Source organism: Sphingomonas limnosediminicola (genome assembly GCF_039537965.1).
Classification (GTDB): Bacteria; Pseudomonadota; Alphaproteobacteria; order Sphingomonadales; family Sphingomonadaceae; genus Sphingomicrobium; species Sphingomicrobium limnosediminicola.
Map to the genome: position 1 here is coordinate 289914 of NZ_BAABBM010000001.1, position 21357 is coordinate 311270.

Annotated in this window: 19 protein-coding genes and 1 tRNA gene; 13 read left to right on the forward strand and 7 right to left on the reverse strand. The window is 61.4% G+C overall.

Going from position 1 to position 21357, the window contains the following annotated elements:
- Positions 1-57 precede the first annotated feature (57 nt).
- Both aspS and ABD704_RS01440 read left to right on the forward strand, forming a co-directional pair.
- The gene (aspS, locus tag ABD704_RS01435) at positions 58-1833 is read left to right on the forward strand and encodes an aspartate--tRNA ligase (protein ID WP_344697914.1); all 1776 of its coding nucleotides are present in this window, start codon (positions 58-60) and stop codon (positions 1831-1833) included.
- Positions 1834-1919: 86 nt separating this feature from the next.
- Complete coding sequence (locus ABD704_RS01440; protein ID WP_344697915.1) at positions 1920-2663, forward strand: polyphosphate kinase 2 family protein; 744 nt, start codon at positions 1920-1922, stop codon at positions 2661-2663.
- Here ABD704_RS01440 and greB read toward each other — a convergent pair.
- Positions 2660-3151, reverse strand: a complete 492-nt coding sequence (gene greB / locus ABD704_RS01445; RefSeq protein ID WP_344697916.1) for a transcription elongation factor GreB — start codon at positions 3149-3151, stop codon at positions 2660-2662. The genes ABD704_RS01440 and greB overlap by 4 nt on opposite strands.
- 12 nt (positions 3152-3163) lie before the next feature.
- Positions 3164-5125 (reverse strand): lytic transglycosylase domain-containing protein, encoded by a 1962-nt coding sequence (locus ABD704_RS01450; protein ID WP_344697917.1) that lies wholly within the window; start codon positions 5123-5125, stop codon positions 3164-3166.
- A 77-nt stretch (positions 5126-5202) separates the two neighbouring features.
- On the opposite strand from ABD704_RS01450, the gene dapA reads away from it, so the two are divergent.
- The 8 genes from dapA (at position 5203) to clpX (ending at position 14468) form a co-directional block, all read left to right on the forward strand.
- Positions 5203-6078 (forward strand): 4-hydroxy-tetrahydrodipicolinate synthase, encoded by an 876-nt coding sequence (gene dapA / locus ABD704_RS01455; protein ID WP_344697918.1) that lies wholly within the window; start codon positions 5203-5205, stop codon positions 6076-6078.
- A 98-nt stretch (positions 6079-6176) separates the two neighbouring features.
- Positions 6177-6659: an SsrA-binding protein SmpB gene (smpB, locus tag ABD704_RS01460; RefSeq protein ID WP_344697919.1), complete on the forward strand. Its 483-nt coding sequence runs from the start codon at positions 6177-6179 to the stop codon at positions 6657-6659.
- 19 nt (positions 6660-6678) lie between these two features.
- Complete coding sequence (locus tag ABD704_RS01465) at positions 6679-7206, forward strand: DUF2062 domain-containing protein (RefSeq protein ID WP_344697920.1); 528 nt, start codon at positions 6679-6681, stop codon at positions 7204-7206.
- 100 nt (positions 7207-7306) lie between these two features.
- Entirely contained in the window at positions 7307-9382 is a 2076-nt protein-coding gene (locus ABD704_RS01470; protein ID WP_425565366.1) for a M13 family metallopeptidase, read from the forward strand.
- Positions 9383-9411: 29 nt separating this feature from the next.
- Positions 9412-11796: a hybrid sensor histidine kinase/response regulator gene (locus ABD704_RS01475; protein ID WP_344697921.1), complete on the forward strand. Its 2385-nt coding sequence runs from the start codon at positions 9412-9414 to the stop codon at positions 11794-11796.
- A 58-nt stretch (positions 11797-11854) separates the two neighbouring features.
- Entirely contained in the window at positions 11855-12211 is a 357-nt protein-coding gene (locus ABD704_RS01480) for a response regulator (RefSeq protein ID WP_344697922.1), read from the forward strand.
- 53 nt (positions 12212-12264) lie between these two features.
- Entirely contained in the window at positions 12265-13008 is a 744-nt protein-coding gene (locus tag ABD704_RS01485; protein WP_344697923.1) for an alpha/beta hydrolase, read from the forward strand.
- A 191-nt stretch (positions 13009-13199) separates the two neighbouring features.
- Complete coding sequence (gene clpX / locus ABD704_RS01490) at positions 13200-14468, forward strand: ATP-dependent Clp protease ATP-binding subunit ClpX (protein ID WP_344697924.1); 1269 nt, start codon at positions 13200-13202, stop codon at positions 14466-14468.
- A 9-nt stretch (positions 14469-14477) separates the two neighbouring features.
- Here the strand turns inward: clpX and ABD704_RS01495 are convergent, their stop codons facing one another.
- From ABD704_RS01495 to ABD704_RS01505, 3 genes are all read right to left on the reverse strand, one after another.
- A complete protein-coding gene (locus tag ABD704_RS01495) occupies positions 14478-15065 on the reverse strand; it encodes a methyltransferase family protein (RefSeq protein ID WP_344697925.1) in 588 nt (195 codons plus the stop codon).
- A gap of 44 nt (positions 15066-15109) precedes the next feature.
- Positions 15110-16522, reverse strand: coding sequence for a L,D-transpeptidase family protein (locus ABD704_RS01500; protein WP_344697926.1), 1413 nt, complete (start codon positions 16520-16522; stop codon positions 15110-15112).
- Between the two features lie 69 nt (positions 16523-16591).
- Positions 16592-16804 (reverse strand): hypothetical protein, encoded by a 213-nt coding sequence (locus tag ABD704_RS01505; protein ID WP_344697927.1) that lies wholly within the window; start codon positions 16802-16804, stop codon positions 16592-16594.
- Positions 16805-16897: 93 nt separating this feature from the next.
- Between ABD704_RS01505 and lon the strand changes: the two genes are divergently transcribed.
- The 3 genes from lon to ABD704_RS01520 all read left to right on the forward strand — a co-directional run bounded on the left by lon (position 16898) and on the right by ABD704_RS01520 (position 19784).
- Positions 16898-19297, forward strand: a complete 2400-nt coding sequence (lon, locus tag ABD704_RS01510) for an endopeptidase La (protein ID WP_344697928.1) — start codon at positions 16898-16900, stop codon at positions 19295-19297.
- A gap of 86 nt (positions 19298-19383) precedes the next feature.
- Positions 19384-19656 (forward strand): HU family DNA-binding protein, encoded by a 273-nt coding sequence (locus ABD704_RS01515; protein WP_344697929.1) that lies wholly within the window; start codon positions 19384-19386, stop codon positions 19654-19656.
- 53 nt (positions 19657-19709) lie between these two features.
- Positions 19710-19784 (forward strand) — tRNA-Val (locus ABD704_RS01520).
- Between the two features lie 420 nt (positions 19785-20204).
- Here ABD704_RS01520 and ABD704_RS01525 read toward each other — a convergent pair.
- Both ABD704_RS01525 and ABD704_RS01530 read right to left on the reverse strand, forming a co-directional pair.
- Positions 20205-20957 carry a hypothetical protein gene (locus tag ABD704_RS01525; protein WP_344697930.1) on the reverse strand — a complete coding sequence of 251 codons (753 nt, stop codon included), beginning with the start codon at positions 20955-20957 and terminating at the stop codon, positions 20205-20207.
- Positions 20958-21119: 162 nt separating this feature from the next.
- A complete protein-coding gene (locus ABD704_RS01530; protein ID WP_344697931.1) occupies positions 21120-21356 on the reverse strand; it encodes a hypothetical protein in 237 nt (78 codons plus the stop codon).
- Between the last annotated feature and the right edge of the window lies 1 nt (position 21357).

The window sequence follows — 21357 nt, forward strand, 5'->3', positions numbered from 1 at the left end:
TTGAAGCGCAGCGCGCGCTTTTCCACACAAATTTCGAGCTAGCGAGCCGACTTCATCATGCACGCCTATCGCACCCACACCTGCGCCCAGCTTCGCCAGGGCGACGTTGGCGAAACTGTACGTCTTTCAGGATGGGTTCACCGCAAGCGTGACCACGGCCATCTCCTATTCGTCGACCTTCGCGACCACTATGGAATCACGCAGATCGTCGTCGATACAAGTTCCGCTTCCTTTCAGATACTTGACCGCATTCGCGTAGAATCTGTCGTCACTGTCGAGGGCAAGGTCGTCGCGCGTTCGGCAGAGACGGTGAATGCCAATCTCGCTACCGGCGAGATTGAGGTGAAGGCGGCCGAAGTCACTGTGCAGTCGGCCGCGGCCGAATTGCCGATGCCGGTGTTTGGCGAACAGGAATATCCCGAGGAAATTCGCCTCAAGTACCGCTACCTCGACCTGCGCCGCGAACAGGTACACGCAAATATCATCCTGCGTTCGGCCGTGATCGCCTCGATCCGCCGCCGCATGATCGACCAGGGCTTCACCGAATTCCAGACGCCGATCTTGACCGCGAGCTCGCCTGAAGGTGCGCGCGACTATCTGGTTCCGAGCCGCGTCCACCCGGGCAAGTTCTATGCGCTTCCGCAAGCGCCGCAGATGTTCAAGCAGCTGATCATGGTTGCCGGCTTCGATCGTTATTTCCAGATTGCGCCCTGCTTTCGCGACGAAGACGCGCGCGCAGATCGTAGTCCGGGCGAGTTCTACCAGCTCGACTTCGAGATGAGCTTTGTCACCCAGGACGACGTGTTCAACGCCATCGAGCCCGTCCTGTCCGGCGTTTTTGAGGAATTCGCGGATGGCCGCTCGATCACGCCAGCGGGTGAATATCCTCGCATTCCGTATAAGGAAGCGCTGCTAAAGTACGGAAGCGACAAGCCAGACTTGCGCAACCCGCTACTGATCTCCGATGTTGGAGAGCAGTTCAAGGGGTCGGGATTCGGCTTGTTCGCGGGCCTCGTGGAGAAGGGCGCGGTTGTGCGCGCCATTCCTGCGCCGGGCACCGCGGAAAGGAGCCGCAAGTTCTTCGACGACATGAACGAGTGGGCGCGCGGCGAGGGCTTCGCGGGTCTCGGTTACGCAACCCGAAAGGGCGGCGAATGGGGCGGGCCGATCGCCAAGAATCATGGCTCCGAGGGCATGGACCGCCTTGCCGAAACGATGGGCCTTGGTCCCGATGACGGAATCTTCTTCGCCGCGGGAAAGGAAGACGAGTCGGCTAAGCTCGCCGGTCTCGCCCGCACGCGCGTGGCCGAGCAGCTTGGTCTTATCGAAGAAGGTACTTTCCGCTTCTGCTGGATCGTCGATTTCCCGATGTTCGAATACAACGAGGACCAGGAAAAGATCGACTTCAGCCACAACCCGTTCTCCATGCCGCAGGGCGGCATGGAAGCTCTGGAGACCAAGGACCCGCTCGACATCCTGGCCTGGCAGTATGACATCGTTTGCAACGGCGTGGAGTTGAGCTCGGGCGCGATCCGGAACCACCGCCCGGACATCATGTACAAGGCGTTCGAGATCGCCGGCTACACGAAGGAAGAGGTCGACACGAACTTCGCCGGCATGATCAATGCCTTCAAGTTTGGCGCGCCGCCGCACGGCGGGTCGGCGCCGGGCATCGACCGCATCGTCATGTTGCTCGCCGACGAGCCGAACATCCGTGAAGTCATCCTCTTCCCGATGAACCAGAAGGCGGAAGACCTGATGATGAATGCGCCGTCGGAGGTCATGCCCAAGCAGCTCAAGGAGCTGAACATCAAGCTGGTGCCGGTCGACTGAGGCCCTGCCTCGTTATGAGACGAAAAAGCTGGGGATAAGTTTCGGCGCGATTGTCGGCGACCGAGCCTCCCATTACCATTTTGATCGTGCCGGGCAGGATAAGCATTGGTGAAGGGCTGACGCCCGATTCGACGCTCGATGCGCTCGACGCGCTTCGGGAGCATCTCAGCGAGCTGCAGCTGCCGCAAATCGTCCATGGCCGACGCGCCATGATCCTGTTCGAAGGACCTGACGGGTCAGGCAAAAAGCAGGCGCTCCGCCAGCTCGCGGCATCCTTCGACCCGTGTCATTTCGCGGTGCACACGGTGGATTACGACCGCCGGCATGCCTCTGACGGGCATTGGCTGGCGCGATTCTGGCGCGCGCTTCCGGCGGGGGGCGACACCGCCATCTTCTATCGCAGCTGGTACCGACGCGTGCTCGACGATCGCATTCATGGCCGGATCGACGAAAAGGCGCTTGCGCGCACCTTCGACCAGATCAACGAGTTCGAGGCGCAACAGCGCGACTACGGTACCTTGATCGTGAAGCTCTATTTCGACGTTTCGCCGGAGGTGCAGGAGCAACGACTGAACGAGCGCGCGGCGGACCCGTGGCTATCCGTTGCGCAGCGCGACGAGCCCATCCGCGTGTCCGACCCCGCATATCGCCGGGCGCTCGACGAATTGCGCGCCCATTCGAACACGCGCTGGTCGCCGTGGGTGATGATCAACGGCAATGACGAGGCCCAGGCGGCTGTCGCCGCTCTGAGCGCGATTGCCGACGCATGGGAGAAGGCGATGCCCGCCGAGCCGCCCCGGCTGGTTAGAACGCCAGAACGAGCAGCCTAGCTCAAGGCCGCGTATCTGATCTCGACGATTTCGTAGCTTTTCTCGCCTGATGGAAGGCGAACGATCCGTTCGTCGCCTACCTTTGCCCCGATGAGAGCGCGGGCGATGGGAGCACTCCATCCGATACGCCCTGCGCTTGCGTCGCCCTCGTCATCACCGACGATCGTGACGACGCGCCGTTGATCATCCTCGTCCGCCAGTTCGACCGTTGCGCCGAAGCGGACCTGGTCGCGAGACGCTTGGGCGGCGGGATCGACGACCTTTGCCGTCTTCATGACCTTGCCAAGGTAACCGAGCCGGCGGTCGATTTCTCGCAGCCTCTTCCGGCCGTAGATATAATCACCGTTCTCGGAGCGATCTCCATTCGAAGCGGCCCAGGCGATCGTTTCGACCAGCTTCGGTCGTTCGACGCCGAAAAGCTCGTCATATTCCGCGCGAATGCGCGCGAAACCCTGCGGCGTGATGAAACGGGGCGGTGAGTCGGCCATAGGCGGGGATTATCAGCCCGGTTGGCCTTTCCCCAGATAGCGCGAAACATGCATCGCCTGCTGCTGTTGCGAGCCGCCTCGCATGGAGTCGTAGACGACGCTGTTCTCGATCACGCGCTGCACATAGGCGCGGGTCTCGGTGTAGGGGATCGCCTCAATCCATTTGAGCATGTCGACCTGCCCGCGGGGATCGCCGTAGCGGTCGATCCACTTGCGCACGTTCCCACTGCCCGCATTGTAGGACGCTACGGCGAGAGGAATGCTGCCGTTCCAAGTATTCAGCATACGCTGGAAATAGGCCGAGCCGATCATGACGTTGTAGTTGGGGTCGCTGATCAAGCGGTAGCTGTCATAGCTGACCCCCATCTTGCCAGCCTGCTCGCGTGCCGTTCCAGTCATAAGCTGCATCATTCCCCGCGCGCCGGCGTGGCTGAGGGCATAAGGATCGAACGAGCTTTCCTGCCGCGTGATACCGTGGGCGAGCGACCACAGACTGGGCGAAACCGAGCCCGATAGCCGCGGGTAGGCCTGGCTGAAATAGAACATTGAGCCCTTTGTCCGCGCCATCCGGGCCGTCCAAACGGCAAGGTCGGGCCGCTGAAGCTGCTGTCCGAGCTCAAGGGCGAGATAGCGTTCGGAATCCGTCGTCAGTGAATCGGCCAGCGCCTTGACGAATAGAGCCTGTTCAGTTGACCGGCCCTGCTGGCCGAGCAGTCTGACAGCCTGCACCAGCGGGCGCGCGTTGAAAGCGTTTCGCTGCGCCTGCGTCGTCACATATTGCGGCATTGCCTGCGGCGGCGCCGGGACGCTGCGGCCAAGCCGCTCGAGCGCGAGCTGGCCGTAGAACAGCTCTGGATATGCGCCGGCCTGCTGAAAATAGCTGGTCGCGGTGTCGAATCGCCCTGCACTCAGCGAGGCGCGGCCAGCCCAATAATTGCCTTTGGTCTGCACCTGCAGCGACCGCCCGGCACGGGCGTATCGGTCAAACATCGGCAAAGCGCTTGCCGGACGGTTCAGCCGATCCAGCGCGACGCTGCCCGCTAGCCAAACCAGGCTCGTATAATCATCGCGGATGGCGAGGGACTGGTCGCTGACGCCCACACCCGCTGCAAGTACATCGTCGACCTGACTGGCGATATTGTAGGCCGTCTGCCACTGCCGGTTCTGCACCGCATCGTTCGCAAGTAGCAGTTGCAGGTCCAGAAAGCGCTCGGGGTCTGCGGGCCGATAGGTGAAATTGTGGGCGCGGGCGACCAGGTCGCGGGCGGCGCCGTCGAAATTGTTCGCCCTGAGCCAGCGAGCTCGGTCCATCATCAGTCCGGCGTCGCTGGTGACGAAGCCGACCACGGCACCGTAGCGCGCGTCCGCATCGGCCGCGTTAGACTGCATCGCGATTCTTGCGGCAAATGCGGCTTGGCGTGCAGGACTGGTAGCAGTCAGGAAACGTGCGGCGTCGCTGGGCCTCTTCGCGAAGAGTAGGGCGTCGGCGCGAAGGTCCTGATCGGCGCGGGTAAAGCTCGTCCCATAACGCGCCCAGATCGATTGTTCGTCCGTGGCGCTGAGATCGGCTTCGGCCCAGGCATTACGCGCGGCGACGAGTGCTTCCGCGCTCCGGCCGGAAGCGGCCAGGGAATCCGCCAGCCGCGCCCACCCATTTCCGGTTGTCGGCTTGTCGCCCGTGAAGAATGCCAACACCGTGTTGGGGTTCTCACCCGGCTGCATCGCCTTCTCGGCCCAGCTGCGCATCTTGGCCTCATCGGGCCAATCGCGATTGGGAATCAGGAATCGGGCGTAGTCGGCAAAACTGTAGCCGCTGCTCTGACGCAGTCGGCGCCAATCGTTGAGCGACGAACCAACGTTCGCCGCGGCATAGCCGTAGGGCGCGGCGACCGGCGCAGCATATTGCGCCGAGCTCGTCGCCACGGTTGCCAGCATCACCGGCACGATCACAGCAACACGCCACATGCTGGACATTGTCAGCCCCCGCTCCTTATCAGGCCGTGAACGGCCCATTCTCTTGTCCGAGAACGCCTTTCGAAGGAGGCAAGTTCATGTTTTTCGGGTCCATCCCGGCGCTCGTCACGCCCTTTTCGAACGGACGTGTCTCGGAGGACACATTCGCCGATTTCGTCGAATGGCAGATCGCGGAAGGCAGCGACGCCTTGGTGCCGTGCGGCACGACCGGTGAGAGCGCGACTCTCTCGCGTGACGAACATCGTGAAGTCATCGCTCATGCAGTGCAGATCGCCCGTGGCAGGGTGCCGGTGATTGCGGGCTGCGGTAGCTATTCCACTGCAGCGGCGATCGAGATGGTCCGGGCGGCAGCAGACGTTGGCGCTGATGCCGCGCTCGTTGTCGTTCCTTATTATAACAAGCCGAGCCAGGCCGGCCTCGCTGCCCATTTTACCACCATCGCCGATGCATCACCGATTCCGATCGTTGTTTACAATGTACCCTCAAGAACGGTCGCGGATATCTCGGTCGAAACCCTTAGGAAGGTGGCGCAGCATCCACGGATCACGGCCATCAAGGACGCAACTGGGAATCTCGCTCGCGTGACCGCCCAGCGGCTCGCTTGCGGCAAGGACTTCGTTCAGCTCAGCGGCAACGACGACATGGCGTTGGGCTTCAACGCCATGGGTGGCGTCGGCTGCATCTCCGTCACCGCGAACGTGGCGCCGAAACTATGTTCCGACTTTCAAAGGGCAACGCGAGAGCGACGGTGGGATGAGGCGCTAAAGCTTCAGGACCAGCTTTATCCCCTGCATGCCGCGTTGTTCAGCGACGCATCGCCAGCTCCCACAAAATATGCGCTATCGCGTGTGCGCGCAGGTTTTTCCACTGAAATCCGGCTTCCATTGGTGGAAGCTTCTGATGCTTCGAAGCGGACGGTGGATGAAGCGCTGGCTCACGCCGGCCTGGCTTGATCGGGCGCCGCGTGCGCCACGCATGGCAATCGAAATCGCAACGGCGGCATCGAGCATCGGTGCTGGCAACTTGCGGTCTTCGCCACTAACTCGCCGCAATGGCCAAGCCGCTCCCGCAACCGTTCGACAAGCAGAGGGTCGTCGCCGAGAACCGACGCGCGCGCTACGACTATTTCGTCGAAGAGCGCTTTGAAGCCGGCATCCAGCTTGCCGGGACCGAAGTGAAATCACTTCGTCACGGCGAAGGTTCGATTGCAGAGAGCTATGCGACGGTTGACGGTGACGAGATCTGGCTCATCAACAGCCATATTCCCGAATATAGTCACGGAAACCGCCTGAACCACGAACCGCGTCGCCCGCGTAAGTTGTTGCTCCGTAACCGAGAAATTGCAAAGCTCAATGGCGCTATCACCCGGCAGGGGCTGACCCTCGTTCCACTGTCGATCTATTTCAATGGAAGGGGCCGGGCGAAGGTCGAATTGGCCCTCGCTCGGGGTAAGAAGGTTCACGACAAGCGTGAATCGATTAAGGAGCGGGATTGGAAGCGGGACCAGCAGCGCCTCTTAAGGCACAATGCCTGAACCGGCTCCGGAGCCACGGATGAACTGGCTCAAGCGACACATTCCGACGCGCCAATCGATTCACGAGTATCGCTTGCTGCGCCCGTTCGCGCCGCATCTCAGCCAGCCGGCGCTTTGGCGCCTGACCCGCCGGTCCGTTCCGCGCGGCGTTGCGCTTGGGCTGTTCGTGGGCGTCATCATCCCGTTTATGCATACGTTTATTGCGGCAATCTTGGCGATCCCACTTAGGGCGAACGTCGCCATCGCGGCGGCCTGCACATTGGTCATCAACCCGCTGACGATCCCCTTCATCTATTACTCGGCTTATCGAATCGGGTCGTGGGAGCTTCACCACGACGCGCCACTGGTGAATCAGGCTGCCGCGGAGCGCTTCTCGAGCGAGCTCAGCCGCCTGCTGTTCTGGATCCATGAGGCGTCGGGACCGATTGCGCTTGGCGTATTGTCCATCGCCGTCGCTTCCGCGCTGATCGGGTATCTTGGTGCGTCGGTGATTTGGGCTTCATGGCTGAAGTCGAAGTTCAGGCGCCGCCGGCAAGAGCGGGCTTGACGTTCGCAGCTTCAATCCGGGGGATCGTCGAAACTTTCTGGTGAGCCGCAGGCCGCCAATCAATTCATTTCCAATGTGTTTGTTCTTGGAGGGGTTTGTAATGCATAAGATCACTGCCGTCTTGCTGGCCACTAGCGCGCTTGCCGGATGCACAAGCCAGTCTGCGCTGCCGCCAGCCGCGGTTGCTGCGCCCGCGATGGCCGAAGCAACTGCACCTGAAGCGGCGCCAGCCCCCAAACCGCAATATGGAGCCTACGGCTTCGATGTGACGGGCATGGACCGGAGCGTGGCTCCGGGCGACAATTTCTACCAATTCTCGAACGGGACCTGGGCCAGGAACACCGCCATTCCCGCCGACAAGTCCAACTACGGCATGTTCACCGTGCTCGACGACCTGTCGCGCGAACGTACCCGCACGATAATCGACGAGCAGTCGAAGGATCCGAACAGCCGGATCGGCGCGGCCTACGCAAGCTTCATGGACGAAGCCGGCGTGGAAGCTAAGGGGCTGACACCGTTCGAGCCGTGGCTTGGCAAGGTTCGCGGGCTGAACAACAAGAAGGGTCTCGCGCCACTTTACGCCCAGGCAATTAGGCTGGGCATAGGCACGCCGTTCGGTGGCTTCGTGGGACAGGACGACAAGGCACCTGATCAGTACATCCTGCAATTCTTCCAGGCGGGCCTCGGCATGCCCGACCGCGACTATTATCTGTCGAAGGACGCAAAGCTTGCCGAGACGAAGGCCAAGTACCTCCAGCATGTCACCAACATGCTTCGGCTGGCTGGCGAGCAGAATCCGGAAGCTCGCGCCCAGGCGATCCTGAACCTCGAAACGGCAATCGCGCAGGCGAGCTGGACCAAGATCGAGAGCCGCGACGCGACCAAGACTTACAACAAGCTGACGGTCGCCGAGCTGGCCCGCAAGGCGCCGGGCTTCGACTTCCCCGGCCTTATCCGCGAAAGCGGTGCGCAGGGCGTGAGCTCGGTTCTCGTTGCTCAGCCCAGCGCCTTCACGAAGATTGCCAGTCTCGTGAACAAGGCGCCGTTGGGAGTGCTGAAGGATCAGCTGCTGGTCCGCTCTCTCGACGCCTACGCTTCTTATCTTCCGTCGGCGTTCGACAAGGAGAATTTCGCTTTCTACGGCACGACGCTGTCCGGCACGCCGGAGCAGGAAGTGCGGTGGAAGCGCGCAGTGAACTTCACCGTCGGCGCGCTCGGAGATGACGTCAGCAAGCTTTATGTCGCTCGCTTCTTCCCGCCGGAGACCAAGGCGGCGGCCGACCAACTCGTGCATAACGTCATCCAGGCGATGGATCGTCGTATCGACAAGCTTGAGTGGATGAGCCCGGAAACCAAGGTGAAAGCACACGCCAAGCTCGCGGCCTTCACGCCGAAAATTGGCTATCCGAGCCAGTGGCGCGACATGTCGGGCCTGGTGATCGATCGCAACGACCTGCTCGGCAATGCGATGCGCTCGAACGAGTTCGATTATGCTTACAATGTCGGCAAGCTCGGCAAGCCAATCTACAAGTGGGAATGGGGCATGACCCCAATGACGATCAACGCCTACGCCAATTTCGGCATGGTCGAGATCGTCTTCCCGGCCGCGATCCTGCAGCCGCCGTTCTTCGACCCGAACGCCGACCCGGCCGTGAATTACGGCGGTATCGGTGCGGTCATTGGCCACGAGCTTAGTCACCACTTCGACGACCAGGGCGCCAAATACGACAAGGAAGGCCGCCTGTCCGACTGGTGGACGCCGGCGGACGTGGCGGCGTTCAACTCGCGCCTCGACAGGCTCGGCAAGCAATATGACGCTTATGAGCCGCTCCCCGGCTTCCACGTTCAGGGCAAGCTGACGATGGGCGAGAATGTCGCCGATCTCGCCGGCCTCACTGTTGCGCACGACGCATATATCGCGTCTCTCGGTGGGAAGGAGCCGCCGGTGATCGACGGCACAACTGCAGATCAGCGCTTCTACTTCGGTTGGGCGCAGGTGTGGCGCCGCAACTATCGCGAGCCGAACCTCCGTCAGCGCCTGCTCACTGACGCGCACTCACCCTCCGAGCAGCGCGTGTCGACGGTGCGCAACCTCGACCCCTGGTATCCGGCATTCAACGTTCAGCCCGGCCAGAAACTGTACCTCGCACCAGCCGATCGCGTGCGCATCTGGTAGGACGCTGAACAACTGATAGGATGCGGGGTGTGCTGTACCAGGAACTGCCCCGCATCGAATCCTCGCCGCTGGACGGTTGGAGCCGCTGGCTGGTGCCGGCGGCGATCTTCGTCGGTGCGCTTACCGCAGCGGCTTTGCTCGTGTTCGTTGGCCAGCCGCTGTTCGCCGGAGCCGTTGTGCTTGGGGGGCTCGCGGCGGGCGGGTTCGTGTATCTACGGCCGCCCCCGGACATCAATCTCAGCGAACCTCTGGTGGTCGGACCCGACTTCTCGCTCGTCGGGGCGGCCCTGGGGCTAAGCCGGGAGCCAACGGCGCTGACGACGGGCGAGGGTTCGCTCCTGATCGTCAACTCCTCCTATCGCGACCGGTTTGGCGGGTCGCAGCCTCCGCTTGAGCTGGGTGCCGACGAGCAGGCGAAGCAAGGGCTGGAACTCGCCAAATCCATGGCCTGGCGCGACGGGGCAGGGTGCGTGGCCGGTATCGGCACGCATGCAGGGGTCAGCCCGGTGGAGGTGGAGCGAGTAGGCGGCCACCGCGAACTCCTGCTTTGGCGTTTCCCTGATCCGTCACCAATTGACCCGCTGACACGCGCAGTTCGCCAGATCGAAGGTCTCGCCGGTGAGCGGCTGGCCTCGGCGGCGGTGATGGCGGCAATCGTCGACGCCAAAGGCCGCCTGCTAGCGGCCAACAGCCTTTTCCTTGAACGCGCCGTCGGCCGACCAATCGGAGAGTCGAACATTCGCTTCGCCGAACTGGTCGACATCGGTGAAGACCAGCGGATGCGGCTCGTCGCGGACGGCGAGGGTGCGGCGCCCCTTCGTGCGGTCCATCTGCCTGCCAGCGCCGACGGCCACGGCGGGGAAGGTACCTTCCTCCTGTTCGACGCCGCCGACGCCCCGGCGGCGGCACAGGGGTCGAACCTTCAGGCGCTGCTCGACTTCCTGCCCATTGGTCTCGCGCTGGTCGATCGCGACGGGCGCTTCCTGACCATGAACGAAGCGTTTCGGCGCGCCGCCGGCGTGTCTGCGTCGACGACACCGGTCTATCCGGGCGATCTCGTCGTCAAGGAAGACAAAGCGGCGGTCGCCGATGCGGTGCGCCGCAATGCGCGCGGACCGGCAATGTCGGGGGACCTCGCCGTACGCTTGGCGCGTCAGACTGCCGAGCCCGTCGCCCTGACCATCGCGGGGCTCCGCGGCCTTGGCGACGCGGCGGTGCTGCTTCTTCTCAAGGACAACAGCGAGGAGGCGAAGCTGAAGCGGCAGGTCGCGCAGGCGACCAAGATGCAGGTTGTGGGTCAGCTCGCCGGCGGCGTTGCGCACGACTTCAACAATATCCTGACGGCGATCATCGGCCATTGCGACCTGATGCTGATGAGGCACACGCCGGGAGACAGCGATTACGACGACATCCAGCAGATCAAGTCGAACTCAAACCGCGCAGCGGGCCTGACGCGCCAGCTCCTCGCTTTCTCGCGCCAGCAAACCCTTCGCCCGCAGGTGCTGCAGCTTCCGGACGTAGTCTCGGAGGTGTCGCATTTGCTGAAACGCCTGCTTGGGGAGACCGTCGAGCTGGTCGTCAAGCACGGCCGCGCACTCGGCCCTGTTCGCGCTGATCCGGGTCAGCTGGAACAGGTGATCGTCAACCTCGCCGTAAATGCGCGCGACGCGATGCAGCTTAAGGGCGGCGGCGTGCTGACGATCCAGACGTATTCGGTGAAGGCGGACCAGGTCGCAGAGCTGGGCTCGGACATCTTGCCTGTCGCCGATTATAGCGCGCTGTCGGTCACCGACACTGGATGCGGCATTCCGCCGAACGTGCTCGGCAAGATCTTCGAGCCCTTCTTCACGACCAAGGAAATCGGCAAGGGCACCGGCCTCGGCCTCTCCACCGTTTACGGCATCGTCAAGCAATCGGGCGGCTTCATATTTGCGGACTCGCGTGTCGACGAAGGGACGCGCTTCGTCATCTATTTGCCTGTTCATCGCGAAGAGGCCGGCGCCGCCAAGCCTCGCAAAACCGAGAAGGGGAAGCCGAACGAGCTGTGGGGTAGCGGGACCGTGCTGCTGGTGGAGGACGAGCCGATGGTCCGCAGCGTCGCAGAGCGCGCCCTCACGCGTCACGGTTATCAGGTCATCACCGCCGACAATGGCGAGGACGCGCTGGAGATCCTCGACAAGGGTGAGCCGATCGATCTCCTCATCAGCGACGTCGTCATGCCCGGCATGGACGGGCCGGCGATGGTCCGCGAGGCGCGCAAGAGCCGTCCGAACCTCAAGGTGCTCTTCATGTCGGGCTATGCAGAGGAGCAGCTCCGCAAATCGATCGACATCGAGAATGTAAACTTCCTGCCGAAGCCCTTTTCGGTGACCGATCTCGCTGAAGCGGCACGCAATACGCTTGGCGCCAAATGACACTGCGGTGAATTAGGTTCTTGCGGATTCGGTGGTGACCCTTATTCGCTAGGAGGCAATGCAGAGCGCGCACTCCATTTTGATCGTCGAGGATGAGCCGCTCATCGCGATGATGCTCGAAGATTTCCTGGATTCGCTGGGCCACAAGGTCAGCGGCACCTGCGACACCGTTCAATGTGCGCTCGACGAAACTGAAAAGGGCGGGTTCGATCTCGCGATCCTCGACGTGAACCTCAAGGGCGAGAACGTCTGGCCGGTGGCGACGAAGCTTCGTGAAAAGAATATTCCGTTCGTTATCGCAACGGGTGGCCATGTCGACCCGCCGCCGCCCGAGTTCGACAACGCGCCGGTGATCGAGAAGCCTTACACCGTGGATCGTGTCACGCCGGCTATCGAGGCAGCCTTCGCGGCTTAGCCTCAAATTTTTCGCATTCCTCGCCGCCGCCGTCGTCGCAGCCCTTTTTTGCTATGTTCGAACTCCAATCCCATTTCATCTTCCCCGCGCACGCTGTCGCCAAGGCCGGACCGCTTCCGAAGGGAGCGGAACTGCTTTCCGTTGGTGCTGGAAATGATGAGTCGCTCAAGGGCGTCTACATTCCGGCTGACGACGCTCCTGCGGCCGAGACTTTGATCCTCGGTTTCGGCGGAAATGCCTGGAACGGCCAAGACGTCGCTGAATATCTTCACGAGCTTTATCCGGACGATGCGGTCGTTGCCTTCCATTATCGCGGCTACGCGCCGTCGACGGGGCAACCCTCGGCCGAGGCGCTGATCGAGGACGCGCCGCTGGTCTATGACGCGGCAGTCGAGCGGGTGAAGCCGAAGCGTGTCATCGTCGTCGGCTTCAGCATCGGCAGCGGCGTGGCGGCTACGCTCGCCGGGAAGCGAAAGATGGCCGGCGTGATCCTCGTCACACCGTTCGATTCCCTCAAGGCGGTGGCGCAGTCGATGTACCCGTGGCTTCCCATCGGGCACTTCTTCGACCACGAGATCGACGCAGTGGGAGCTCTTAAGGGTACCAAGGTCCCTGTCGTCATCATCGCAGCCGAGCGCGACGAGATCGTCCCGGGCGAGCGCACGACGGCACTCGCGAAAAATGTGCCGAACCTGGTCTTTGAGCGGACGATCCGCGGCGCCGGTCATAATGACATCTACGCGCGGTCCGATTTTCAGGATGCCATGCATGACGCGGCCGACAAGCTTGAGGCCTAAATGCGTCAAGCCGAGAGAGCGGTTCCAAGTCGCCCCTTGCTACCCTGACGTCCCAAATCCATATATTTGAAAGCAAAGGAGCAATCCCGAAGCGGGAGGCGTTAACGAACCCGCAGAGTTGATTGTGCGACAAACTGGGGTAGCATGCCCCTTATAGGACGGTCGTTCGCGGCCGAGACGCAAGGACAAGAATGACCAAGCTTTCAGGCGGCGGCGACGGCAAGAGCACTCTCTACTGCTCGTTCTGCGGTAAGTCGCAGCATGAGGTCCGCAAGCTTATTGCGGGACCGACCGTTTTCATCTGCGACGAGTGCGTTGAGCTCTGCAACGACATCATCCGCGAGGAGTCGAAGTCAGCGCTGGTCAAGACCCGCGACGGCGTTCCGACGCCGGCGGAGATCTGCAAGGTCCTTGACGATTATGTGATCGGCCAGGATCGCGCCAAGCGCGTGTTGTCTGTCGCGGTTCACAACCATTACAAGCGGTTAGCTCACGGCTCGAAGGCGGGGAATGAAGTCGAGCTCGCTAAGTCGAACATCCTGCTGATCGGCCCGACGGGCTGCGGCAAGACGCTTCTGGCGCAGACGCTGGCGCGGATTCTCGATGTCCCGTTTACGATGGCTGACGCGACCACGCTGACCGAAGCCGGTTACGTTGGCGAAGATGTCGAGAACATCATCCTCAAGCTGCTCCAGGCGTCCGACTACAATGTCGAGAAGGCGCAGCGCGGCATTGTGTACATCGACGAGATTGACAAGATCAGCCGCAAGTCGGACAATCCATCGATCACGCGCGACGTGTCGGGCGAGGGCGTGCAGCAAGCATTGCTGAAGCTTATGGAAGGCACGACCGCTTCGGTCCCGCCACAGGGCGGCCGCAAGCATCCGCAGCAGGAATTCCTGCAGGTCGACACGACCAACATCCTCTTCATCTGTGGCGGCGCGTTCGCGGGCCTTGAGAAGATCATTGCCGACCGCCTTCAGGGCAAGTCGATCGGCTTCGGCGCCCACGTCGCCGCGCCGGACGAGCGCAAGACCGGTGAGACGCTTAAGCATTGCGAACCCGAGGATCTGCTGAAGTTCGGCCTGATTCCCGAGTTTATCGGCCGTCTGCCGGTGATCGCGACCTTGATGGACCTCGACGAAGAGGCGCTGGTCAAGATCCTGATCGAGCCGAAAAACGCTCTCGTGAAGCAATATGCCAAGCTCTTCGACATGGAGAGCGTGGAGCTCGAGTTCACCGACGATGCCCTTCACTCAGTCGCCAAGAAGGCGATCGAGCGAAAGACCGGCGCGCGTGGCTTGCGCTCGATCCTCGAGGGCATCCTACTCGACACCATGTTCGATCTGCCGTCGATGGACGGCGTGGATGAGGTTCATATCGACAAGGATGTCGTCGAGGGCCGCAAGGAGCCAGTCCGGGTCTATGCGGCGAAGGACAAGGCTGGCGACGCCGCCTAGGCTTCGCGCTTACAGCATCAGTGGAATGAGGGCGGGGACGTCGCGCACATATTGCGCGTGCTCCTCGCCGAACTGCGCCCGAAGCAGCTTCTCTTCCTCGCGGATGCGGACGAAGGTGCCTGCCAGGTAAAGCGGAATTGCGAACACGAGCTGTTGCCAGTGGCCCAGCGCCGCGGCGATGCACAGCACGTAAAGCAACAGCGCGAGGTAGATCGGGTGGCGGACGATCGCGAAGGCGCCGGTTCGCATCAGCTCATGGTCGGAACGCGTGCGGGCTACGAGGCTCCAGTTCTTGCCCATGGTCGATGCCGCCGACAGAAATAGTGCAATGGCCGTGCCGCCCAGCATCAGAACCAGCATTGTCGAAACGATCGAGTAGGGCGCCCACCAGGGCAGCGAAGGCTTGGTAAAACCAATGCCTGCCGCGACACAGCCAGCGGACTGAAGCGCGATACCCACGATTGAGAGCCAGCGCCTCTTGCCGCGCTCCGGTTTGTCGATCGAGCGCAGCGCCACCCAAACGACGCTCGCCACCAGCAAAGCGGTGATGAACCAGAAGGTGCTCAGCTGGATGAAGCTGATCGCGAGCGGCCTCATGACCGCGCATTTATTACCGGTGTGTTAACGTGTCAATACACCAGTTAGAAGCCGCGAACCGCGGCCGTCAGCTGTGACCCGTAGCGCTCCATAAGATGCTGGTCGCGGCCGTAAGGGTCGGCTCGGAATACAACCCCGTCGGCCATTGCGGCCACGGTCAAATAGGTCATGTAAACCGGCACCTGCCTCGGAAGGTTGACCTCTTCCTCGATCTTCGGATTGTGGCCTTTTGGCACGGCGCCGTTGAACAGCCAGGCTGCGAAGCGCTTGTAATCTTCGACGCGGACGCAGCCGTTGCTGATCCACAGCTCATTCTTCGTGAAATGCTCTTTCTCCGGCGAATCATGGAGATAGATGCCGAAGTAATTGGGCAGCATGAACTTCATCATACCCATCGAGTTCGCCGGACTGGGCAAGCGGCGAAGGCGCACATCGGCTCGGCCATCCACCACCGCCTGCCAGTCGACCGTCTCCGGGTCGATGATCTTCGCGTCCGGCGTGTAATCCGTAAGCACCTGATACTCGCGGTCGGTCAGATATTTGATTCCCTGCGCAACCACGCGCGGGCCAATGAGGTTGCGCGCGAGCTCCGGCGGGACGTTCCAGTATGGATTGACGCTCGCATATTTGATGTAGGCGGCCATCATCGGGGTCGCGGTCTCGGCCTTGCCGACGACAACCTTCATCTCGTCGACCTTTCGATTGTTCTCCCACAGCGACAGGCGCGCGCCGCCGGCGTCGACCACGGCATATTTGCTCTGCTCGCCGGGCGCGGGGAGGCGCTTGGCGCGCTCCATGTTGATCATGATCAGCTGCTCATAATATTGAGCGCCGCGATTCAGCGCGTCGATCGTCCCGGCGCCTGCGATGCCGTCCGCCTTGATTGCGTGGACTCCCTGAAATTCCTTCACTTTCCCGGCCAGCGCAGCGTCATACTTGTCGCCTGCAGCAAGGCCGAGGCGATTGCGGAGCATGGCCACGTGCTCACCGGTCGATCCTGGCTTGAGCGTCGGACCGTTCGGGATCGTCACCTGCGGCAAATTGCCCCAGGTCTGGCGATACCTAACCAAACCGCGGCGAAGGTCGGTGTAAATTGGATTGACCGCCATGAAGAGGTCGACCGGCGCGCCGCTCCATGCGTCGAACGAAATGTCGTGGAACATGCTTTGGTCCTGCACGGCGTGTGGCACCAGTTCCTGGTCGACATAGATCATGTCGACGCCCTGTTCGATGGCGGGAGGCAGGTCGATCGGCTCAAGCGCTGCCGATTGCCCGGAGCGAGCTGCTGGCGATTGCCACGGCTGCTGCTGATTTACAGGCGCGGGCTGCGCCATCCAGGGCTCGGCGACTGCTGCTGGCGGCTGCGGGGGCACTGGCCTGGGGGCGGGCCAGTTCGCCTGCGCCATGACAACGGCAGGAACGGCAAGCGCGCTGAGCGCGAGAAGGGATGGGCGCATTTTCACAGCGCCATAATTAGAGGAGAAAACTGAACCGTTACAGAATCTTCCGTTAAGGTCCGTCGCGATTCATTCACCTTCCAGCGGCAAACTATCTTTTTCGGCACTCGATGCGCCGAGCTTTTCAGCGATGCGATCGACTTCTTCATCGCTCGGCGCCTCGGGCAATTCCTCGCCGGGGGCGAGCGCCTCATCGGGGATACCGGGACCGGTGCCCGCAATGGTTTCGTTCAATGGCCGGTTGTTCGGCCCGGTGCTGATCTTTTCTCTGTCGTCAGCCATGATCCTGCCTCCTAGGTTCTAGAGCGAGCAGTTCACCCTTATTGTTGCGCTGCCTTTGTTGCGCGGAACGAGGGCGCCGCCCATATACTCCTTATGACTCGCTCCCTCCCTATTCTTCCGCTTCGCGACATCGTCGTTTTTCCGCATCGCATCGTGCCGCTGTTCGTCGGGCGCGAGAAATCCGTTGCGGCGCTGGAAGCGGCCATGGGTGCCGACAAGGAACTGTTTTTGGTCGCCCAGCTCGACCCGGGCGAGGACGATCCGGATCGCGACGCGCTTTACGATCTCGGCGTCATAGCCACGGCTATGCAGCTTTTAAAGCTGCCGGACGGTACGGTTCGCGTTCTAGTTGAAGGCGCCAAGCGCGCTCGCCTCGTCAACCTCGAACCCCGCGATGGTTACACCGTCGCCGAGGTGGAGGAAGTCGATGAGGAGGACGCTGACGGTCCCGAAGCGCAGGCACTTATGCGGTCGGTCGTCGAGCAGTTCGACAATTACGCGAAGCTCAACAAGCGGCTGCCGGCGGAGACCGGAATCCAGCTTAGCGAAATCGAGAATCCGTCGGCGCTGGCGGATGCGGTTGCGTCGAACCTCTCGATCAAGGTCGCCGACAAGCAGGCACTGCTTGGCGAGCTCAATCCGTCGCGCCGTCTCGAGATGGTGTTCGCTTTCATGGAGGGCGAGCTTGGCGTTTTGCAGGTCGAGAAGAAGATCCGCAGCCGCGTGAAGCGTCAGATGGAGAAGACGCAGCGCGAATATTATTTGAACGAGCAGCTGAAGGCGATCCAGCGCGAGCTCGGAAACGAAAGTGAAGAGGGCGGCGACGAACTGCAGGAGCTGGCGGAGAAGATCCGCAAGACCCGCCTCAGCAAGGAAGCACGCATCCGCGCCAACGCCGAGTTGAAGAAGCTTCGGGCTATGGCACCGATGTCGGCCGAAGCGACGGTCGCTCGCAACTACCTCGATGTCCTGCTCGGCCTGCCCTGGGGCAAGAAGTCGAAGCTCAAAAAGGACATAGCCGAGGCGCAGAATGTCCTCGACGAAGACCACTATGGCCTTGAAAAGGTGAAGGAGCGGATCGTCGAATATCTCGCGGTCCAGGCGCGCACCAACAAGCTCAAAGGTCCGATTCTCTGTCTCGTCGGCCCGCCGGGCGTCGGCAAGACTTCGCTGGGGCGGTCGATCGCACGTGCGACGGGTCGCGAGTTCGTTCGCCAGTCTCTGGGTGGCGTGCGCGACGAAGCAGAGATCCGCGGTCACCGCCGTACTTACATCGGGTCGCTGCCGGGCAAGATCATTTCGAACATCAAGAAGGCCGGGACGTCGAACCCGCTCTTCCTCCTCGATGAGATCGACAAGCTCGGCCAGGATTTCCGAGGCGATCCGTCCTCGGCGCTGCTCGAGGTTCTCGATCCTGAGCAGAACAACAAGTTCCAGGACCATTATCTGGAGCTCGACTACGATCTCAGCGACGTGATGTTCGTCACAACGGCGAACTCGCTCGATATGCCGCAGCCCTTGCTCGACCGCATGGAGATCATTCGCCTCGAAGGCTACACCGAGGACGAAAAGGTGGAGATTGCCAAGCGCCACCTGATCCCGAAGCAGAAGGATGCGCACGGTCTCAAACCGGAAGAGCTTATCTACTCGGACGAAGCTCTGCGCGGCATGATCCGCCACTACACCCGAGAGGCGGGAGTTCGGACCCTGGAGCGCGAGCTGGCGAAGGTCGCCCGGAAGTCGCTGCGCCAGATTCTCGAAGGCAAGGCCGAGAAGATCGAGCTGACGCCAGAAAACCTCGGCGAGTTCCTTGGCGTTCGGAAATATCGCTACGGGATGGGTGAAGAGGAGGATCAGATTGGCGCGGTCACGGGCCTCGCTTGGACCGAGGTGGGCGGCGAACTGCTGACGATTGAAGCGGTCACCGTTCCCGGCAAGGGGCAAATCAAGACTACCGGCAAGCTCGGCGAAGTCATGCAGGAGTCGATCCAGGCTGCGATGAGCTTCGTGAAGGCCCGCGCGCCGGCTTATGGCGTGAAGCCGTCGATCTTCGCCCGCAAGGACATTCACGTTCACTTGCCCGAGGGCGCGGTGCCCAAGGACGGCCCATCAGCAGGTGTCGGCATGGTCACGGCGATCATCTCGACGCTGAGCGGCGTCGCGGTGCGCCGCGATGTTGCGATGACCGGCGAGGTCACTTTGCGCGGTCGGGTGCTTCCGATCGGCGGTCTTAAGGAGAAGCTGCTCGCAGCGTTGCGCGGCGGCATTCGGACTGTCCTCATTCCGGCTGAGAACGAGAAGGATCTCGTGGAACTTCCGAAGACCCTGAAGGAAGGCTTGGAAATCGTGCCTGTGTCGCACGTCGACGAAGTCCTTGCCCGTGCGCTCGTCGAGCCATTGCAGGCGATCGAGTGGACTGAGGCCGACGAGCATGCGGCCGAACCGCCCGTGGCCCCATCCGGGACGGAGACCGGGGCGGCAATCCGTCACTAAGCTTTACACGCACGGCGACTCTTGCCTTAAAGGTGACAGCCCCGTGCGTGTGAGTCTGCGGGTGCCGAGGGGAGAAAACCGGGCCCATGAATAAGCAGGAATTGATCGGGCAGGTGGCCGATCGGGCCGGCCTTAGCCGCAATGACGCGATGCGCGCGGTCGAAACCATGCTGGAAGTCATCACATCGACGCTGAAGCGCGGTGATGAGGTGAGGCTCGTCGGCTTCGGCAACTTCTCCGTAACCCGGCGCAAGGCGTCCACCGGCCGCAATCCGCGCACTGGCGAGCCGATGGACATCAAAGCCAGCTCGCAGCCAAAGTTTCGCCCGGGCAAGGTGCTGAAAGACGCCGTTCAATAAGCTAGACAGCCGCGCTTGCGGCATTATATCCGCGCACTCCTCGCGACAGCAGCGGGCGCGTAGCTCAGTGGTAGAGCACACCCTTCACACGGGTGGGGTCGTAGGTTCAATCCCTACCGCGCCCACCATGTTTTCAGTGGGTTAGGCCTGAAAGATGAATAACTGTAGCATGCGTTGGCGCAAAAGGGGTCTTTGGAAGGGTCTTTTGGCGACTGAGGGAGCCGAACCAAAAGCACAAAAAGAGAGCCCCTCTGGCGGAAACCCGCGAAACCTAATGAAGGTTGGTAATATTTAGTAGGTTCCAATGTTATCAAATCGGTTGTTGCCCCTCAGCTGGGTTAGCCGAATGGAACGAGTGTGCGTTTATTCAAGCGTAAGAACCTTAAACTTGTCTCCCCACCACCAGAACCAGAACCAATCGCTCACAGCATCGACGATGCTTATCTGATAGAGGCTCCGTGGTGGGCCACTGGGGAACCGCCGCCTAAGCGAAGCCAATCCGACAAGTAGAAGAAGGCCTAAGAAGGTCGCTAGGCCGAAAACTCATTTTAGCCGAGAGGCTGGGCGGCAATCTGGGTGCTTATGTCGCACTCTCCAACGTAAGCAAGTTTGCTACTGCCAGTCGGACTGAACTCAAACCTGTATCCGTCCTGATCGTCTGTGAACCCTAAGGAAAACATCCCGTCCACGACAAAGTCTTGACGCAGGTGCTGCGGGTCAGGCCCTATTTTAAATTCATAATGAGCGTCGCCGCTCAACGAGCCCTTTGGCGTCAGCGGGGGATCAAACGCGACGTAATCAGTAGTTTTTGGATCGTCTGATGCATTGCCAGATGGATGCACTGCCACCGTCATTGCGACGAGAGGAAGCTTACTATGCCGATCCCCGGCATTGAGTGAGCGTTTGATCGGCTGAACATTCACGTTGGCCTTGTTCGGGTTCACCCACTCTAGGCCGAAGAAGATCCCATCGACGTATCCGTTCGCATAGCTTGGAGCGCCGCACACGCGGTATTTAAGCGGGTAGTTAGCTCCCGTGTACTCCCGCACCCCTTTGTAGATACATAAAGCGACAAAGGCGCCGACCAGCAGACAAGCGGGGATTTTGACCTTTGCCGGAACTGTGTGCCAGCCATAATTAAGCACGAGAACGGCCGCGCAGCCGGCAGTGCCCCAAACGCTGGCCATTATCGGTAGCGCGGCGACGATAGGCCCGGCAAACGCGCCAGCAAGAACCCACAGGATCGGGTTGATCGCTGACCAGATATTGAGGCGCACTGCTTCTGCCTCGGATTTACGCATACTTCGGCCCCCCCTGCGGAACTTATCCACAGCGTGCCTCAAAAAGTTGCGTGTGTAAAAAACACTGTCCCCCGGATTGGGGTCGGTTAACAATCGGAGCGAGCGCCGCTCCGACGCGGCTGTCCTTATATTCAGCGCTCCCTGTTGGGTGTCGCTAGCTCATCAAACGCCCGTCGCAGGAAAGGGCCCGTAATAAGCCACGGCCATACCGTCGCGCACATCTTTGCCTCTAGGCCAACAAACAATCCCAGTGCCGACTAGGTTTGTGCCTTGCACAGGGCACGTCATGCTCTTCATCTGCAAATCGTCGACGGTCCCCGGATCGTCGCCCCAGAGCCGCTTGATCTCCGCTGCCAGGCGGTTTGATGCCTGCGCATAGGTGACCTCGGTGATCTTCATC

What these genes read in the sequence shown, in the direction of transcription:
- ABD704_RS01505 (WP_344697927.1), bottom strand. Translation starts at nt 16,804, where the DNA reads ATGGCTGACGACAGAGAAAAGATCAGCACCGGGCCGAACAACCGGCCA.
- lon (WP_344697928.1), top strand. Translation starts at nt 16,898, where the DNA reads ATGACTCGCTCCCTCCCTATTCTTCCGCTTCGCGACATCGTCGTTTTT.
- aspS (WP_344697914.1), top strand. Translation starts at nt 58, where the DNA reads ATGCACGCCTATCGCACCCACACCTGCGCCCAGCTTCGCCAGGGCGAC.
- ABD704_RS01480 (WP_344697922.1), top strand. Translation starts at nt 11,855, where the DNA reads ATGCAGAGCGCGCACTCCATTTTGATCGTCGAGGATGAGCCGCTCATC.
- ABD704_RS01495 (WP_344697925.1), bottom strand. Translation starts at nt 15,065, where the DNA reads ATGAGGCCGCTCGCGATCAGCTTCATCCAGCTGAGCACCTTCTGGTTC.
- ABD704_RS01525 (WP_344697930.1), bottom strand. Translation starts at nt 20,957, where the DNA reads ATGCGTAAATCCGAGGCAGAAGCAGTGCGCCTCAATATCTGGTCAGCG.
- clpX (WP_344697924.1), top strand. Translation starts at nt 13,200, where the DNA reads ATGACCAAGCTTTCAGGCGGCGGCGACGGCAAGAGCACTCTCTACTGC.
- greB (WP_344697916.1), bottom strand. Translation starts at nt 3,151, where the DNA reads ATGGCCGACTCACCGCCCCGTTTCATCACGCCGCAGGGTTTCGCGCGC.
- ABD704_RS01485 (WP_344697923.1), top strand. Translation starts at nt 12,265, where the DNA reads ATGTTCGAACTCCAATCCCATTTCATCTTCCCCGCGCACGCTGTCGCC.
- ABD704_RS01500 (WP_344697926.1), bottom strand. Translation starts at nt 16,522, where the DNA reads ATGCGCCCATCCCTTCTCGCGCTCAGCGCGCTTGCCGTTCCTGCCGTT.
- ABD704_RS01470 (WP_425565366.1), top strand. Translation starts at nt 7,307, where the DNA reads ATGCATAAGATCACTGCCGTCTTGCTGGCCACTAGCGCGCTTGCCGGA.
- smpB (WP_344697919.1), top strand. Translation starts at nt 6,177, where the DNA reads ATGGCCAAGCCGCTCCCGCAACCGTTCGACAAGCAGAGGGTCGTCGCC.
- dapA (WP_344697918.1), top strand. Translation starts at nt 5,203, where the DNA reads ATGTTTTTCGGGTCCATCCCGGCGCTCGTCACGCCCTTTTCGAACGGA.
- ABD704_RS01450 (WP_344697917.1), bottom strand. Translation starts at nt 5,125, where the DNA reads ATGTCCAGCATGTGGCGTGTTGCTGTGATCGTGCCGGTGATGCTGGCA.
- ABD704_RS01515 (WP_344697929.1), top strand. Translation starts at nt 19,384, where the DNA reads ATGAATAAGCAGGAATTGATCGGGCAGGTGGCCGATCGGGCCGGCCTT.
- ABD704_RS01465 (WP_344697920.1), top strand. Translation starts at nt 6,679, where the DNA reads ATGAACTGGCTCAAGCGACACATTCCGACGCGCCAATCGATTCACGAG.
- ABD704_RS01530 (WP_344697931.1), bottom strand. Translation starts at nt 21,356, where the DNA reads ATGAAGATCACCGAGGTCACCTATGCGCAGGCATCAAACCGCCTGGCA.